The following is a 16705-nucleotide window of genomic DNA, read 5'->3' on the forward strand; positions in this document are numbered from 1 at the left end:
AGCCGGATCAGTGCTGGGGTTCGCGCTCGGACCACGCCTTGAGCAGCGCGGCGACTTCCTCGGGGAGACCGGCGGGCACCTGCGGGTCCTTACCGGTCAGGAAGCTGGTGAGCGCGGCGATGGTGTCCTCGTCGCAGCCGCGGCGCTGCAGGCCGACGACGTTGATGCCGGACGTGCGCGCGGGGTTGCCGACGGTGATGGTGAACGCGCCGACCTCCTTGCGGACGGCCGAGCCCATGCCGACCATCGCGCCGGGGCCGATCTCGACGCGCTGGTGCACGACGGTGCCGAGGCCGATGTTCGAGTAGGACCAGACGTGCACGTGGCCCGCGATCTGCACGGCGCTGGTGACCACGACGTTGTCGTCGAGGCGGCAGTCGTGCGCGACGTGCGCGCGGCCCATCAGGTAGCAGTCGTTGCCGATCTTGGTCGGGTGCGTGAAGCCCTGGTTGACCGTGACGAACTCGCGGATGCGGTTGCGGTCGCCGATCTCGACGCCGGGGCCCTCGACCTCGCCGTCCCAGCCCGCCGGGTGCGGCGCGGCCAGGTACTCGGCGGGTCCGCCGATGCTGACGTGCGGCCCGATCCAGTTGCCGTCGCCGATGCGGGTCGGCCCGGCGATCACCGTGTACGGTCCGATGACGTTGTCGTCGCCGAGTTCGACGTCCGCGCCGATGATCGCGGTCTCGTGAATGCGGTTGGCCACCGTGTCCTGTCCTGCCCGTGAGTCGGTTTGTAACCCACGTCACCGGGGCGTATCCACCGGACGGGGCCGGGGAGCCACTCTACCCAACGAGCAGGACAGGCCAGGACGCGCCTCAGAGGCCCAGCAGGCCCTTGCAGGTGTCGATCACCAGGCGTTCCGCGGTTCCGGGACCCCCTTCGAAGCCCGAGGAGAACTTCAGCGGGCTGGGCCAGGCGTAGGACATGGTCCAGCACCCGGAGCCCGCGATGGTGTCGTCGCCGTCGTTCCACCCGGCCTCGTAGCCACCGTGCAGGTTGCCGCCCGAGCGCAACGTGTCGTTGTCCGCGACATAGGCCTCGCACTCGTTCGCGTAGCCCATCACCCAGAGGTTGCCGGGGAACATCTTGCGCAGCCGCACGTGGTACGCCGACAACGGCTCGTGCGCGAGCGCCAGGATGCTGAGCCCGCCGAGGTTCCACCGCTGGATCGGCATCGGGATCGACGTCGGCAGGTCGCCGTCGTCGATCAGCTTGAGCATGACGTCGGCGTGCCGCCAGTCCACGTCCAGCGGGTTCAGCGAGTCGTGCCTGGCCTGGTACTTCTCCCGCAGCATGGCCCGGACGGACGGCTTGGACGTGTCCACGTTGAACGGCAGGTCGATCTCCACCAGCGCGGTGCCGATCGGCCCGGTGAGCGGGGTGAAGTCGGCCTCGTCGACCAGGTGCACGACCTCGCGGCCGAGGATGCCGCCGATGAGGTCGGTGGTGGCCGGGATGTGCGGGTCGTGCGCCTCCTGGTCGCCGCACGCGCCCTGCACGAAGAGCGCGGGCACGCCCAGCTCGTCCTCGATGAGCTCGGCGGCCACGGCCGGGAACTCGCCGTCGAACACGTCGTCCTTGCCGCGCGAGACCGGGTGGCAGGCGGCGCCGAAGACGACCGCGAACAGCTCGTCGTCGACCGTGTCGACGCGCAGCACCGGCACGGTGTTCAGCACGGTGTCCAGCCCGACGCGGTTGAAGCCGATGTTGGCCTCACCCTCGGCGTAGGAGAGCGTGACCTCCTTGCGCTCCTGGTCGAGCGTGTCGCGGACCAGCTGGATCAGCGCGTCGGTGATCAGGAACGCGGTGCCGTTGACGGCGTCGATGTCCTGGTCGTTGAGGCCCATGATGATGAACGGACTGGGCCGCGTGTCCCCGTACAGCGCGCCCGAGTGCGTGTGGCTGGCGAGGATGATCAGGTCGTTCTCGGCGATCAGCCCCTCGTCGACCAGCGTCCCCCTGATCGTCTGGTGCACGTCGCGCGGAACGCTGACCAGGTCCGCGCGCAGCAGCACCTTCGGGACGTCGTTGTCCCAGATCACCAGGCAGTGCGCGCGCAACCTGCGTGCGACCACCCCGTGGTTGCCGCGCCGGTCCCAGCCGTACCCGCCCATCCAGAGGCTCGGGTACGGCGGGAACTCCGGCGTGATGTCGATCGAGTCGACGGCCGCTTCGAACGCCATGAACTCCCCCTTTGTGACGCACACCACGTCGTACGTATGTGGTGTCGTCTATTAGGAGGCGCTCGCTACGGCTCAAGTACCAGGTTTTGCGGATTTCTCACTTGATCGGCGCAAGTGTTTCCACGCCACCCATGAACGGCCGCAGCGCCTCGGGGACGCGCACGGAACCGTCCGCGAGCTGGTGGTTCTCCAGGATCGCGACGATCCACCTGGTCGTGGCCAGCGTGCCGTTGAGCGTGGCGACGGTCTGCGGCTTGCCGTTCTCGTCGCGGTAGCGGATGTTCAGCCGCCGCGCCTGGAACGTGGTGCAGTTCGACGTCGAGGTCAGCTCGCGGTACTTGCCCTGGGTCGGCACCCACGCCTCGCAGTCGAACTTGCGGTGCGCGGACGTGCCGAGGTCGCCGGTCGCCGTGTCGATGACGCGGTAGGGCACCTCGATCTTGGCGAGCATGTCCTCTTCCCAGCCCAGCAGCCGGGCGTGCTCGGCCTCGGCGTCCTCCGGCTTCACGTAGGAGAACATCTCGACCTTGTTGAACTGGTGCACGCGGATGATGCCTCGGGTGTCCTTGCCGTACGACCCGGCCTCGCGGCGGTAGCACGACGACCAGCCCGCGTACCGCTTGTCCGTCTCGATGATCTCGTCGGCGTGCAGGCCGGCGAGCGGCACCTCCGAGGTGCCGACGAGGTACAGGTCGTCGTTCTCCAGGTGGTAGATCTCGCTCGCGTGCGCACCGAGGAACCCGGTGCCCGCCATGATCTCCGGCCGGACCAGCGTGGGCGTGATGGTGAGCGTGAAGCCGTTCTTGATCGCCTCGGCGGCGGCCATGTTCAGCAGCGCGAGCTCGAGCTGCGCGCCGACACCCGTCAGGAAGTAGAACCGCGAGCCGCTGACCTTGGCGCCGCGCTCCATGTCGACCGCGCCGAGCGCCGTGGCCAGGTCCAGGTGGTCCTTGGGCTCGAAGTCGAACGTCTTCGGCTCGCCCACCGTCTTGAGCACGACGAAGTCGTCCTCGCCGCCGACCGGGGCGTCGGGGTGCACCAGGTTCGGGACGCTGCGGTGCAGCTCCTCGAGCTCCTGCTCGGTCTGGTGCTGCTCGGCTTCCGCGGCCTTGACCTCGGCGGCCAGCTCCTTCGCCTTGGCGAGCAGCGCCGCACGCTCGTCGCCCTTGGCCTTGCCGACCTCCTTGCCGAGCAGCTTCTGCTCGGCGCGCAGCGAGTCCGCCCGGGAGATGGCGGAACGGCGGCGCTCGTCGGCCGCCAGGAGGGAGTCGACGACACCCTCGTCCTCGCCACGGGCGCGCTGCGAGGCGCGCACGATCTCCGGGTTCTCGCGCAGAACTTTGAGGTCAATCACACAAATGAGAGTAGTAGGCCTCCACAAAGAACTTTGTGGAGGCCTACTGCAACGTCCTAGCTGATCGCGACGGCGACGACCAGGCCCAGGGCCACGTGCGCGGAGGCGACGACGACGCTGGCGGGCGCGAAGTTCTTGTCCTCGATCAGGCCACCGATGTCCAGCCGCGTGATCCACTCCAGCAGCCGGACCGCGCCGACCTGCACGATGATGCCGACCAGGCCGTAGATCAGGGAGCTGAGCAGGCCCTCGTCGAGCTTGCCCGCGGACGAGTAGATCGCCACGACGACGATCAGCGCCATGCTGAACATGCCGGCCGCGGTCACGATCACCGCGTTCGGGCAGCCGCCGCGCACCAGCAACGACAGCTTGCCCGGCGTCGTCCAGTCGATCGCGTAGAAGCCGAACACCATCAGAATCAGACCGACGACGGCGTACAGCGCGATCGCGCCGACGCCCCGGCCGATGGCCGAGCCGAAGCCGGGGTCCAACGCGAGGCTCACCATTTGTGCTGTTCCCTTCCAGTCACTCAACAATTCGATGCGGCACGAACGCCGCGCCATCGTCGGTCACGAGACCGACCGTTTCTCGGATGCCGAGTCCCGCCGCCGTGTCGCCGACGATCCAGGCACCCAGTGCGGGGCGGTAGCCGTCGAACTCCGGAAGCGGGTCGAACAGCTGGTAGACGTAGCCCTCCTTGCCGTAGACGCCGCCGGTCTGGGTCTCGTAACCGGGCGCCACGATCTGGATGTTCGAGCCCTCCCGGCCCAAACGCGGCTTGCGCACGTACTCAGTGAGCATCCCGGGTTCGTCGAGGTACGCCGGGAGCAGGTTCGGGTGGCCGGGGTACATCTCCCACAGCACGGCCAGCAGCGCCTTGTTGGAGAGCAGCATCTTCCAGAGCGGCTCGATCCACAGCGTGCCCGGCAGGGACTCGACGGCGTAGCGGCCGAACTGCTCCTCGACCACCCATTCCCACGGGTAGAGCTTCACGACCGTGCTCATCGGCGCCTCTTCGAGGTCGACGAACCGGCGCAACAGCGAGTCCCAGCCGATCTCCTCGATCGCCAGGCCCACGGTGTTCATGCCCGCCTCGGCCGCGGTCTCCTGCAGGTAGGCGAGCGTCAGGTGGTCCTCACCCGAGGGGTCCGCCGACGACCACGTGAAGTGCACCTCGCCGGACGGCAGCTTCGCGGTGATCTCCGCCCACTGCTCGACGAGCTTCTCGTGGATCGAGTTCCACTGGTCGTCCTCGGGGAACGCGTCGGTCTTCCAGTTCCACTGGATGACCGAGGCCTCCAGCAGGGACGTGGGCGTGTCCGCGTTGTACTCGAGCAGCTTGGCCGGGCCCTTGCCGTCGTAACGGAGGTCGAACCGGCCGTAGACGTGCGGGTCGCGGCGTTTCCACGAGTCCGCGATCGCCGGCCACACCCACTCGGGGATGCCGAAGTCGCGGTACCGCTCGGTGGTGACCACGTTGTCCACCGCGTCGAGGCACATGGAGTGGAGCAGCTCGACGTCCGCCTCCAGCGACAGGATGTCGCTCATGTCGAAGACGTAGTGGACGGACTCGTCCCAGTACGGCCGCTGCGCGCCGTTCAACCCGGCGGCGGGCGCTCCGAAGACGAGCCCCTGTTCCGCAACCACCGACTGCCAGTTCTGGCGTGGTTGCGAAGTTTCGCGACGCAAGTCAGCTGCCCCCGCTCGAACCGCTGCTCTTCAGACCGAACCCACCGCGCTGGATGGTCGTGCCGGACTTCGTGGTGACGTTGGCACCCTTGGGCAGGGTGTAGCTGCCGCCGCTGACCTTCTGGCCGACGGAGTAGCCGGGGCCGCCGTAGTAGTAGCGGTAGGAGCTGCCGCCGACGTAGATGAAGCCGTTGCTGCTGTACCCGCCGTGCGACCGGTAGTAGCTCTCGCTGCAGTAGTCGTCGTCCACGACGACGTCGTTCTGCGTGCACTGCGCGGTCACGTTGTCGGGGCTGGCCGCCGCGTACCAGATCGCGACGAGGCCGACGACGCCCACGGTGACGCCGCCACCGATGAGCACGCGCTTACGGATCTTGCGCTTCTTCTCGTAGGCGGCCGCCTCGGCGAGGTAGCGCTCCTGCTCGGCCTTCTTCGCGGCCTCGCGTGCGCGCTGCTCGGCCAGTGTCGGCGGACGCGGCTGGGTGACGCCGGGCCGCTGCTGGCGCATCTGCCCGCGCCCCTTCTTCGCCGGCGCGTTCGGGTCAGGAACCTGTTCCGCGGGCGGCGGAACGTACGGCGGCGGCTGCTGCTGCGGCTGGCCCGACGGCGGTGTCGGGTTGTCTGGTCCTGGCACGTTGTTGTCAGTCATCACCACTCCCGCGGGGAAGGTACCGAGAGACGCGGCCGAACGAGTGACGAGTGTCCTAACCGAAACACACATCACCCAGCCGACACTGGTCTAACACGGCACAGGCATCATGGCTTAGATGTCTCCGAGCGCCCGTTGGTTGAGTCGACCAGGACACACCCGCGACACGCGGGTGGTCATGCTGGGCGCGCTCGCGGGAGCGTTCATCCTGCTCATGCTCAGCGCGTTCACCACGGTCCTGGGCACCGGCGGCCCGCTGGGCCACTCCCGCTCCGCGGTCAACGCCGCCTACGAGGCCAACGCCGGCGACTGCCTGAACTGGTCGAAGGACCTGTCCGACGCCCAGAAAGTGGACTGCGGAAAGCAGCACAAGTTCGAGGTCAGCGGCCTGGCCGACCTCAGCGCGACCTATCCGGCCTCAGCGCCGTTCCCAGACGGCACGCTGTGGCAGAAGATCAGCCAGGACCACTGCGCCCAGACGTCACTGACCTACCTGTCGAACAAGTTCGACCCGTTCGGCAAGTACTCGGTCGGCTCCCTGAACCCGGACGAGAAGCGCTGGGTGGCCGGCGACCGCTCGATCCGCTGCGGCCTACAGGTGTCCGCGCCATCCGGCGCGCTGCTCCCGTCGTTCGGCAGCGCCAAGAACGTCGACCAGTCCGACGTCTTCGACCCGGCCGTCTGCCTCGGCGTAACCCCCGAGGGCAACGTCGGCGACCCCGTCGACTGCGCGCAGGCGCACACGTTCGAGATCGTCGGCATCGTCGACCTCGGCAACGGCGAGTTCCCGGCGCCGGAGAAGCAGGAAGCCACGATGGCCGAGCAGTGCGCCAAGATCACCGCCGAGTACACCGGCGGCGCCGACCTTCGAGCGAAGAACCTGCTGGTCAGCTGGGACACGCGCAAGCAGGAAAGCTGGGCGGCCGGCTCGCACAAGGCGAACTGCAAGGTCGGCGCCGTGCCCGCCGACGGCAAACTCGTGCCGTGGACCGGCTCGGTGCGCAACCCGAACGCCCCGCCCATCACGCCGTCCAACCCGCCGCAGACGACGACCGTGCAGCAGTCCGAAGCCACCGGTGCTCCGCTGCACTCGGAGTCCGCTTCCTCCACGGCGCCGCCGTCTTCTTCGGGGCTCCAGGTGCCGACCCTGCGTCCTCCCACCACCACTTCGTCGGAGACGCCGTGAGCGTCGAGATGACGCGTGCTCGGTTCGAGGAGCTGGTCGCTTCGTCGCTGGACCTGCTGCCGCCCGAGTTCGCGCGGGCCATGGACAACGTCGTCGTGCTGGTGGAGGACCGCAACCCGTCGGATCCTTCGCTGCTCGGGCTGTACACCGGGATTGCTTTGACGCGGCGGACTACCGACTACGGCGGGGTCATGCCCGACCAGATCTTCATCTACCGCGAGGCCATCCTCGACATCTGCTCCGACGAGGAGGATGTCGTGGAGGAGGTGGCGATCACTGTGATCCACGAGATCGCTCATCACTTCGGGATCGATGACGACCGGCTGCACGAGCTCGGGTGGGGCTGATTTTTTTCGGCGGATTCGTACACCCGTTCGTGGTGACCAGGGCCGGAGGCCCGGAATTGTCAGACCCCGGCGGTACGCTTGAAGCGCATAAGGAAGCGCGCGGGGGCAGCGAGCGATCTCGCACGGGATGGGTGGTCGAGCGGGGCGATCTCACGGAAGGCCGCCCGCCACGGGGTGTGGATCGACGGGATACGCGGGCGTCTGCGGGCTTGCGGAACGGGCACGGGGGTGCACGGGTCTGGGGAACCGTGGCCCGCTGGCCTAACGGGACTGGCACACCAGCCACCGGGTGCAGGGCCGACGGAACGGACGCACGCTCGGTCCCCACGGGAAACGGGCACGCTCGCGGGCCACGGAGCCGGCACGCCGTTAGGGAAACGGGGACGCACGCCAGCCCACGGGAACGGGCGCGCGGGTGCACGGGGTCTAGGGGGCCAGGTACGTCCCGCCGGTCTAACGGGACTGGCGCACCAGGCCACAACGTGGAGACCCACGGGCACGCCCGCCGGTCCGCGGAACGGGCACGCCCGCCGGTCCGCGGAACGGGCACGCCCGCCGGTCCGCGGAACAGGCACGCCCGCCGGTCCGCGGAACAGGCACGCCCGCCGGTCCGCGGAACAGGCACGCCCGCCGGTCCGCGGAACAGGCACGCCCGCCGGTCCGCGGAACAGGCACACCTGCCAGTCCGCGGAACGGGCACACCTGCCACGACGTGGAGGCCCACCGGGCAGGCACGCCGCCACGGGACGGGCACACCCGCCGGCCCACGGCGGCAGGCGCCGCCACGGAACCGGGTACACCCGCAGGCCTACGGGACGGGCACACCCGCCCACGACGTGCAGCGGTAGCCGTCCCCGGCCGTCTCCAGCACCACGACCCCGGTGTTAGGCAACAGGTTCTCGGCCAGCTCCGCCGGCACGTTGGAAGCCAGCGCCAGCGCGGCCATCCGCCCGGACCCGCCGTGGGTGACGAGCACGACGGTCCCGTCCTGCTCGATCGACCGCACCGCGGGCAGGAACCGGTCCAGCACCTGCTGCCCGGACTCGCCGTTCGGGAACGCGACGTCGAGCCGCCCCTCGGCCCACGCGACGACGGTGTGCAGGTAGGCGCGGTAGGCCTCGGTGCTGTTCATGCCCTCGTAGTCGCCGACCTGGATCTCGTGCACGCCCGAGAGCACCTGAACGGGCAACCCGAACCGCTCGGCGGTCGGTGCGGCGGTCTGCTGGGTCCGCAGAGCGACGCTGGCGTAGACGGCCGAAATGTCCTCGTCGGCCAGGGCGTCGGCCAGCTCGCGGGCTTGCTTGTGGCCGAGCTCGGTCAGCGGCGGGCCGGGGGGAACCGTGTCCAGGACCCGTGCGATGTTCGACGCCGTCTCACCGTGCCTGACCAGCAGCAACCTCACCCGGTTTCGCCCTTTCTCACGGCCTCGACCCAGGTGGTCGCGGCGGTGAACTCGGCGTTGTGCATGGGTGCGGGCTCGTGGTCGGCCTTGGGGTAGGACCCGAGGAACCTGATCTCGCGGGAGTGCCGGTGCAGCGCCGCCAGCGCGTCGCCGACCTGCGGCTCCGCGACATGACCCTCCAGGTCGATGTAGAAGCGGTACTCCCCCAGTTTGCCTTTCGTCGGGCGCGATTCGAGACCGGTGAGATTGATGCCACGCAGGCGGAGCTCGGTCAGCAGCTCCGCCAGGACGCCCATGCGGTCCGGGGTGGTCACGCAGACGCTGGTGCGGTCGGCGCCCGTTGGCGCCGGCAGGAAACCTGGCTTGCGCAGCAGCAGGAATCGGGTGCGCGCGTCGGCGACGTCCGCGACCTCGGTGGCGAACTCCGAAAGCGGGTAGTGGCTGACCGCGACCGGGGCGCTCACGGCGGCGTCGAACTCGCCGTTCGCGACCGACTTGGCAGCGGACGCGGTCGACGCGGTGGCGATCGGGGTGGCGTGCGGCAGGTGCTCGCCGAGCCATTCGCGCACCTGGGCCAGAGCATGCGGGTGGCTCGCGACGGTCTTGATCTCATTGGTGCCCGGCCGGACCAGGATGCTGAAGTGCACGGGTAGCACGGTTTCCGCCACGGCGACGAGTGGGTCGCCGGTGACCAGGGCGTCCATGGTCGCGGGAACGGCGCCCTCGACGGAGTTCTCGACCGGGACGCAGCAGAAGTCGGTGTCGCCGCGGCGGGTGGCGGCGAGCGCTAGCGGGACGGTGTCCACCGGTACCAGCTCGGCGTCCTCCAGCGCGAAGGCCAGGGCGGCCTGCTCGGTGAACGTTCCCTGCGGTCCGAAGTAGGCGATGCGCGGCACTTCACAACCTTACTGAGGCAAGGATCACCCAGGTGGCCGGTATCAAACCCGGTTCCGAACACGGTGTCACTACTGGAATGCTGGGGGCGTGCCCGAACTAGCGCCTGAACTCGTGCTGTGCGCGGTCGAGGAACCACTCGCGAACGCCTGGATGACCGTCGCGGTCGGCCGGGCGGGCGTCCGGGTGCATCCGGGCTCCGTGCTGGACATCGAGGCGCAGGCCGTGGTCAGCCCGGCCAACTCGCAGGGGTGGATGCGCGGCGGCATCGACGCCGTCTACGCGCGGGCGTTTCCGCAGGTCGAGCAGCACGTGCGCAGCGCGGTGCTGGCCTATCACGGCGGCGAGCTGCCGGTCGGCGAGGCACAGATCGTGGCAACCGGCGAGGAGGAGCCCGCGTGGCTCATCAGCGCCCCGACCATGCGGCGGCCCGGCGAGTTGCTGCCATCGGACACCGTGCACCCCTACCTCGCGGCACGCGCGGTGCTGCGGCTCTGGCAGGAAGGGCGGCTCGAAGACGGCCGGCCGGTGCGCACGGTCGTCAAGACGATCGCGATGCCCGGCCTCGGCACCGGTGTCGGCGGCGTCGCACCGGAGACCTGTGCCCACCAGGTCGCGACGGCCTGGGACGAGGTCTTCTCATCGCTTCGGGTCGGATAACCAGAGTTGTGCACAACCCTGTGGACAAGGATGTGGATGCCTGTGGACTACTGCCGGGGCGCGACCCATCGTTCCAGGTCAAGCTCGTCTGTGATGGGGATGCCGTAATCCCCAACCGTGGGGATCTCCGGCTTCAGCTTGCGCGCCTCGCGCACCGCGTCCGGTCGTAAGGCACAGAGTTTGAACCCCCGGCGCTGGTAGAACCGCAGCGCGTCGAGGTTGTCGTTCGTGGTGGTCAGCCGCACGCGGGTGCAGCCGATCTGGCGCGCCTTGCGCACGGTGGCGTCGACCAGCAACGTCCCGACGCCCCGGCCTCTTCGCAGCGCGTCGATCGTCACGATCTCCAGCATCGACTCGGTCACCGTGTAGGTGAGCAGGCCCAGCACCTGTCCCTGCCGCTCCACGAGGAATCCGGGGAGGCTCGCCGGGAAGAAGACCTCTCCGTGCGCGACTGCGGTGTGCGCGCCCCACAATTCGAGCACCAGCCGGGCGACCACGATTCGATCCGCTTCCTCGATCGCGCGCACACTGCCGTCAGTCATGCATGCACTGTGCCAATACGAGACTCACTCGTGAACCGGCATTCGACGTACGGTGGATTCGTGCCAGTGCGCGTTTTGTTGGTGGACGACCACGAGGTCGTGCGCAGAGGTCTGCGCGAGATGCTCGACGACGAATCGGACATCACCGTTGTCGCGGAAGCGGGATCGGTGCACGAAGCGGTAACCCGCGCGGATGCGGAGTCGTGCGATGTCGCCGTCGTCGACGTGCAATTGCCCGACGGCAGCGGTGTGGATCTGTGCCGCACGTTGCGCGACAAAGGCCTGAGATGCCTCGTGCTGACCGCGTTCGACGACGAGGAAGCGCTCGTCGGAGCGATCATGGCGGGCGCTTCGGGATACCTGTTGAAGCAGGTCAGAGGCCAGGACGTGGTGACCGCGGTGCGCGAGGTGGCGGCCGGGCGGTCACTGCTCGACCCGGCCACGACGGCACGTGTTCTGGAGCGGATGCGACGGCCCGCTCCGGTCGGGTTGACCGATCAGGAACAGCGCGTGCTCGACCTCATCGGTGAAGGTCTCACGAACCGTCAGATCGGTGAGCGCCTTTTCCTCGCGGAGAAGACCGTGAAGAACTACGTGACTTCCGTTCTGTCGAAGTTGGGCATGGAACGCCGAACGCAAGCCGCCGCTTGGGTGGCTAGGAGATCGGGGCCACCCAGGTGACGGTTGTACCGTTTGGGGACGTCTGGATGTCGCACTCGCCGTTGGCCGTCTCGGCACGTTCCTGAAGGTGCCGCAGACCGCGGTGAGTGACGCCCTCCGGGATTCCACAGCCGTTGTCCTCGATCCGGATCGACAGCCGTTTCTCGTCACGTTGGACGTCAACCGCCACCCGAGTGGCTCCGGAATGGCGAACCACATTGGAGAGGGCTTCGCGCAACGCCGCCCGCGAGTCGTCGGCCAGCTTCGCGGGAACGTCCGCGAGGTCGCCGCGCACGTGCAGCTTCGGCGGGAACCCGAGGAGCTCACCCGCCGTGCGCACCTCGGCGCGCACGGAGCTGAGCAGGTCGGCGTGGTCGTCCGGGTCGGCACTGCGCAGCCGGCGCACGGTGCCTCGGACCTCGGCGATGGTCTGGTCGAGCTGGTCGACGGCCTCGCTGATGCGGGCCAGGTCCGGCGCGTCCAGCTTCTTGCCGACGCGGCGTTCCAGCAGGTCCAGCTGCACTCCGGCGGCGTAGAGGCGCTGGATGATCACGTCGTGCAGGTCGCGCGCGATGCGGTCGCGTTCCTCGTAGACCGCGACCCGCTGCCGGGCCGTCACGCCCTCGGCGAGCACGACCGCGAGGCCCGCCTGCGCGGAGAACGCGGCCAGCACGTCGACCGTGGCCTCGGTGAACGGCTTCGCGCCGCGCTTGCGGTACACGGCGAGCGCGCCCAGCCTGCGGTCCTTGGTGCCGAACGGCGCCACCGCGAACGGGCCGTAGCCGCGCAACGCCTTCGGCACGAACGGCGCCGTGCGCGGGTCGCTCGTCACGTCGTCGGCCACCACGGGCACGCCGGTGCGTGCGGCCTTCGCCGCGGCCGACCGGGACGACAGCACCGCGCCGATCGGCTCACCGCTGGACGCCTCGACGGAGAGCTTGCCGTCGTCGGCGGTGAGCATCGCGAGACCGAGGTCGGCCTCGGCGAGTTCGGCGGCACTGCGCACGACGAGGCCGAGCACCGCGTCCGGGTCCTCGAGCGCGGCGGAGGTGATCTCGGTCGACGCGACGAGCACGCGGCGCGCCAGGCGGGGGTCCATGGTGTTCAACGGTATGCGGGCTGTCCCGTGTCCAGCACGACATCCGCGCGAGCCGCCTCTTCGGGCCGGTGCGTGACGTGCACGATCGTCTTGTCGATCTTGCTGAGGTTGATCAGGATCTCGTACGCGGTGTCGTCGTCGAGGTGCGCCGTCGGCTCGTCCAGCAGCAGCACGTCGGCGTCGTGCAGCAAGGCCCTGGCCAGCGCGAGCCGCTGCGCCTCGCCGCCGCTGACCTGGTCCTGGCGGATCACCACGTCAAGCCGGTCGGTCCAGTGCGGCAGCGCGGCCTGACGCAACGCCCAGCGCAAGCGCTCGTCGTCGTGCGGGCCGGACATGCGCAGGTTCTCGCGGACCGTCGTCGAGATCAGCTGCGGGTCCTGCGGGCACCACGTCGCGCGCGGCAGCTCCACGATTCCCTTGCTGGGCTGGAGAAAACCGAGCAGCAACGCGACGAGCGTCGACTTGCCGGTACCCGACGGGCCGACGACCGCGAGGTGCGTGCCCGGCCTGACGTCCAGGTTCACGTCGGTCAGCACCGGGTCGCCGCCGGGCCAGCCGACGTCGACGTGGCTGAGCCGGATTCGCTTGCCGCGCAACGGTTCCGGCTGCTTCGACACGTCAATCGACAGCCTCTGGTGGGCCTGGACGAGCGTGCGTCGTTGCTGCGCGGCGAGCGGCAACGGGCTCAGCACCTCGGCCAGTGCCAACGGGACCAGGCCGAGCACCGGGCCCGTGAGGCCAGCGCCCAGCGCCGTGCAGACCAGCGCTGCGCCACCGGTCGTGAGGTGCAGGATCGCCGTCGCCGCGCCCGTGCCGAACGCCTGCCGGCGCGCCTGTTTCGCCAGCTCCGCGTCCTTGCGCTCCAGCTCGGCGAGCTTGCGTTCGTGCGCGCCGCCGGCAATCAGGTCGGGCGCGGCGGTGAGCACGGTCAGCACCTCGGCCGCGATCTCCCGCCTGCCCTGGGCCAGCACCAGGCTCGCCCGGCGTTCGGTCAGGGTCGCCACCAGCGGTGCCGCGATGCCGCCGATCAGCAACGCCACCGCCAGCGCGAGCGCGGCGCGCGGGTCGATGAACGCGAACAGCGCGACGGTTCCGGCGCCCACACCGGCCGCGACGATCGGCGGGAACAGCACGCGCGGCACCAGATCGCGCACGGTGTCGGTGTCGTCGGCGAGTCGCTGCAGACCGTCCGGCCGGACGCGGGCCGGGCCGAGCCGGACCATCGCGTGCCACAGGTCGACGCGCAGGCGTTCGGCGAGCCGGAACGCCGCGTCGTGGGAGACCAGTCGCTCGGTGTACCGCAGCACGCCCTTGGCCAGCGCGAACGTCCGCACGCCCACGACGAGCACGGACAGCGTGAAGATCGGCGGCTGTTCGGCGGCGCGCGCGATCAGGTACGCCGAGAGCGCCGTCAACGCCACGCCGCTGGCGCTCGCCGCGATGCCCAGCGCGGCGCCGGCCAGCGCGCGCCGGGTCAGCAGCCGTTTGGGTTTGGCCTGCTCAGGGAGTTCTTCGGACTGTCGCAGCAGTGCGGGCGTCTCGTCCTCGACCTGCTCGGCGGTGCGGTGCGTGGCCAGCACGACGATCGCGCCCAGGTCGGCAACTCGCTTGATCGCTTTGTCGACTTTGGCCGCGGTCGCGGCGTCGAGGTGCGCGGTGGGTTCGTCGGCGAGCAGCACGTTCGCGCCGCATTGCATCCGCAGCAACGCCCGCGCGACGGCGACGCGCTGCCGTTCACCTGTGGACAACTGGGTGATCGGCCGGTGCGCCAGGTGACCGGCGGCGACCTCCGCCAAAACCCGGTGCCGTTGCCGTTCGGTAGACCGAGGTTCGGCCAGCTCCAGCTCAGCGTCCACAGTGGACGCGGCGAACGCCGGCCGCTGCGGGATCCACGCGACCGTGCGCGAGTTGAGGTCGCCGTCGGCGTCGACCGTGCCGTCGTGCGGCGTGACGAACCCGAGCAGCACGCCGAGCGTCGTAGACTTGCCCGCCCCGCTGGCGCCGCCGAGGCGGTGGATCCGACCGGCGACGGCGTCGAACGACACGCCGTCCGGCGCGAACCCGCCGCGGCGCAGCACCCGCAGGTTCCGCACGCTGATGCGCTGCACCGGCCGCTCCCCCGAGTCGGCCGGTGCAGGCACGTCGCCGACGACCTCGGCGACTCGGCGGACGGCTTCGAGGCCGTCCTCGCTGGCGTGATGGGCGGCCCCGGCCGCACGCAACGGCAGGTAGCACTCGGGCGCGAGGATCAGCACGACCAGCGCGGTCGCCAGCGTCAGGTCGCCGGAAACGAGCCGCAGCCCGATACCGACCGCGATCAACGCGACCGACAGCGACGCGGCGATCTCCAGCACCAGCGCGGACAGAAACGCCACCCGCAGCGTGCCCATCGTGGCGCGGCGGTGCTGCTCACCGGCCGCTCTGACGGCCTCGGCCTGGGCCTTCGCCCGGCCGAACACCGTGAGCACGGGCAGCGCGCGCAACAGTTCGAGCAGGTAGCCCGACAGCCGCTCGGTCACCTCGGCGGCCCGCGCCACCCGCTTCTCGGTGTACCAGCCGATCAACGCGGCGAACACCGGGATCAGCGGCACGGTGACCACGATCAGCGCGGCCGAAGTCCAGTCGGTCCACAGGATCCACGCGCCCACGACCGGCGGCACGACCACGGCCGTGACCAGCGCGGGCAGGTACCGCGTGAAGTACGCGTCCAGCGCGTCCAGGCCCTTGGTCGCGAGCACGGCCAGTTCGGCCGGCCCACGGGCGGAGATCCACTCCGGGCCGCGGGCCATCGCGGAGGCGAGCAGCTTGGTCCGCAGCTCTTCCTTCGCGCCCGCCGCCGCACGGGCCGCGGCCGACTCCGTCGCCCAGGCGAGCCCGGCGCGAGCCACGACGGCGATCAGCAGGAGCGGTAGTCCGGTGTGCGCGGTCAACGCCGTGGCCAGCGCGACCGCCTGCGCGACGAGCGCCAGGGCGTTGAGGAACGCCAGTACGCCGACCAGCACCAGTGCTTTCCGGGCGCTTCGCGAGAGGGCGGGCAGTGCGCCCAGCGGGCCTCTCATCAGTGGCTCGGGATGTGCTGGACGCCGATGCGCTTGCGGAACACCCAGTACGTCCAGCCCTGGTAGATCAGCACCGCCGGCGTGCCGAACGCGGCCACCCACGTCATCACGGTCAGCGTGTACGGCGACGAGGCCGCGCCGTGAACCGTGAGCGAGTACGCGCTGTCCAAAGTGGACGGCAGGACGTTCGGGTAGAGCGAGCCGAACAAGGTCACGACCGTCGCCGCGATCGTGAGCCCCAGCAACGCGAACGCCTGCCCCTCGCGACCGAGCGCAAGCCGCCACACGGCGGCCACGGCCAGTACCGCCGCACCCACCGCCCACCAGCCCGCCACCAGGAACAGCAGCACTGCGACGGGCAGCAACGCGACCGGCGCGATCCGCAGTGCGAGCCGCCGGGCCCGCTCGCGGATGTCGCCCTCGGTCTTGAGCGCGACGAACACCGCGCCGTGCACCAGCGCGTACCCGGCGACCGCGAGCCCGCCGAGCACCGTGTCCCAGCGCACCGCGGCGAACACCGAGCCGACGCGATCGCCGTTGGCGTTCAACGGCAGGCCCAGCACGGTCGTCGAGACGATCAGCCCCACGCCCAGCGCGGCGACCCACGACCCGATGGTGATCACCGTGTCCCACGTCCGGCGCCAGCGGTCGGAGTCGACCTTGCCGCGGTACTCGAACGCCACGCCGCGCCCGATCAGCGCCAGCAGGAACAGGGTTAGTGGCAGGTACGCGGCGCTGAAGAGCGCCGCATACCAGCCGGGGAACGCCGCGAACGTGGCACCGCCCGCGACGAGGAGCCACACCTCGTTGCCGTCCCAGACCGGCCCGATGGTGTTGATCATGACGCGTCGTTCGGTGTTGTCGCGACCGAGAATCGGCAGCAACATCCCGACGCCGAAGTCGAAGCCCTCCAGGAAGAGGTAGCCCAGCCACAGCAGGGCGATCACGCAGAACCAGAGCGTCTCCACGGTTTCTCCC

At 69.9% G+C, this 16705-nt stretch carries 16 protein-coding genes; 4 read left to right on the plus strand and 12 right to left on the minus strand.

The features are described 5' to 3' along the window. Positions 1-7: 7 nt before the first annotated feature. The 6 genes from QSK35_RS23435 to QSK35_RS23460 form a co-directional block, all read right to left on the minus strand. Positions 8-706, minus strand: a complete 699-nt coding sequence (locus QSK35_RS23435) for an acyl-ACP--UDP-N-acetylglucosamine O-acyltransferase family protein (RefSeq protein ID WP_285749601.1) — start codon at positions 704-706, stop codon at positions 8-10. A gap of 112 nt (positions 707-818) precedes the next feature. After that, positions 819-2186 carry a hypothetical protein gene (locus QSK35_RS23440; RefSeq protein WP_285749602.1) on the minus strand — a complete coding sequence of 456 codons (1368 nt, stop codon included), beginning with the start codon at positions 2184-2186 and terminating at the stop codon, positions 819-821. Positions 2187-2283: 97 nt separating this feature from the next. Further along, the gene (gene serS / locus QSK35_RS23445) at positions 2284-3540 is read right to left on the minus strand and encodes a serine--tRNA ligase (RefSeq protein WP_285749603.1); all 1257 of its coding nucleotides are present in this window, start codon (positions 3538-3540) and stop codon (positions 2284-2286) included. Positions 3541-3596: 56 nt separating this feature from the next. Beyond that, positions 3597-4046 (minus strand): DUF350 domain-containing protein, encoded by a 450-nt coding sequence (locus QSK35_RS23450; protein ID WP_285749604.1) that lies wholly within the window; start codon positions 4044-4046, stop codon positions 3597-3599. Positions 4047-4065: 19 nt separating this feature from the next. Then, positions 4066-5229: a glutathionylspermidine synthase family protein gene (locus QSK35_RS23455; RefSeq protein ID WP_285749605.1), complete on the minus strand. Its 1164-nt coding sequence runs from the start codon at positions 5227-5229 to the stop codon at positions 4066-4068. Position 5230: 1 nt separating this feature from the next. Continuing rightward, the gene (locus QSK35_RS23460) at positions 5231-5878 is read right to left on the minus strand and encodes a hypothetical protein (protein WP_352244143.1); all 648 of its coding nucleotides are present in this window, start codon (positions 5876-5878) and stop codon (positions 5231-5233) included. A gap of 139 nt (positions 5879-6017) precedes the next feature. On the opposite strand from QSK35_RS23460, the gene QSK35_RS23465 reads away from it, so the two are divergent. Further along, positions 6018-7064 (plus strand): septum formation family protein, encoded by a 1047-nt coding sequence (locus tag QSK35_RS23465; RefSeq protein WP_285749606.1) that lies wholly within the window; start codon positions 6018-6020, stop codon positions 7062-7064. Next, positions 7061-7411 carry a metallopeptidase family protein gene (locus QSK35_RS23470; RefSeq protein WP_285749607.1) on the plus strand — a complete coding sequence of 117 codons (351 nt, stop codon included), beginning with the start codon at positions 7061-7063 and terminating at the stop codon, positions 7409-7411. Before QSK35_RS23465 ends, QSK35_RS23470 begins: the two co-directional genes overlap by 4 nt. 808 nt (positions 7412-8219) lie before the next feature. On the opposite strand, the gene QSK35_RS23475 is transcribed toward QSK35_RS23470, so the two are convergent. Both QSK35_RS23475 and pheA read right to left on the minus strand, forming a co-directional pair. Then, entirely contained in the window at positions 8220-8813 is a 594-nt protein-coding gene (locus tag QSK35_RS23475) for a histidine phosphatase family protein (protein ID WP_285749608.1), read from the minus strand. Further along, on the minus strand, positions 8810-9709 hold the full coding sequence (gene pheA, locus QSK35_RS23480) for a prephenate dehydratase (protein ID WP_285749609.1): 900 nt from the start codon (positions 9707-9709) through the stop codon (positions 8810-8812). The genes QSK35_RS23475 and pheA overlap by 4 nt, the downstream gene beginning before the upstream one ends. Positions 9710-9797: 88 nt before the next feature. On the opposite strand from pheA, the gene QSK35_RS23485 reads away from it, so the two are divergent. Further along, positions 9798-10367, plus strand: coding sequence for a macro domain-containing protein (locus QSK35_RS23485; RefSeq protein ID WP_285749610.1), 570 nt, complete (start codon positions 9798-9800; stop codon positions 10365-10367). Between the two features lie 47 nt (positions 10368-10414). Here QSK35_RS23485 and QSK35_RS23490 read toward each other — a convergent pair whose 3' ends face one another. Next, positions 10415-10909 (minus strand): GNAT family N-acetyltransferase, encoded by a 495-nt coding sequence (locus QSK35_RS23490; RefSeq protein ID WP_285749611.1) that lies wholly within the window; start codon positions 10907-10909, stop codon positions 10415-10417. Between the two features lie 60 nt (positions 10910-10969). Between QSK35_RS23490 and QSK35_RS23495 the strand changes: the two genes are divergently transcribed. Beyond that, positions 10970-11590: a response regulator gene (locus QSK35_RS23495; protein ID WP_285749612.1), complete on the plus strand. Its 621-nt coding sequence runs from the start codon at positions 10970-10972 to the stop codon at positions 11588-11590. On the opposite strand, the gene QSK35_RS23500 is transcribed toward QSK35_RS23495, so the two are convergent. The 3 genes from QSK35_RS23500 to cydB are packed head-to-tail and all read right to left on the minus strand — an operon-like array spanning position 11565 to position 16695. Next, the gene (locus tag QSK35_RS23500; protein WP_285749613.1) at positions 11565-12668 is read right to left on the minus strand and encodes a GAF domain-containing sensor histidine kinase; all 1104 of its coding nucleotides are present in this window, start codon (positions 12666-12668) and stop codon (positions 11565-11567) included. The genes QSK35_RS23495 and QSK35_RS23500 overlap by 26 nt on opposite strands. Positions 12669-12673: 5 nt before the next feature. Beyond that, complete coding sequence (gene cydD, locus QSK35_RS23505) at positions 12674-15727, minus strand: thiol reductant ABC exporter subunit CydD (protein WP_285749614.1); 3054 nt, start codon at positions 15725-15727, stop codon at positions 12674-12676. Then, positions 15727-16695 carry a cytochrome d ubiquinol oxidase subunit II gene (gene cydB, locus QSK35_RS23510; protein ID WP_285749615.1) on the minus strand — a complete coding sequence of 323 codons (969 nt, stop codon included), beginning with the start codon at positions 16693-16695 and terminating at the stop codon, positions 15727-15729. The genes cydD and cydB overlap by 1 nt, the downstream gene beginning before the upstream one ends. Between the last annotated feature and the right edge of the window lie 10 nt (positions 16696-16705).

The organism is Lentzea sp. NBRC 105346 (genome assembly GCF_030269605.1).
In the GTDB taxonomy this organism is placed as follows: Bacteria; Actinomycetota; Actinomycetes; order Mycobacteriales; family Pseudonocardiaceae; genus Lentzea.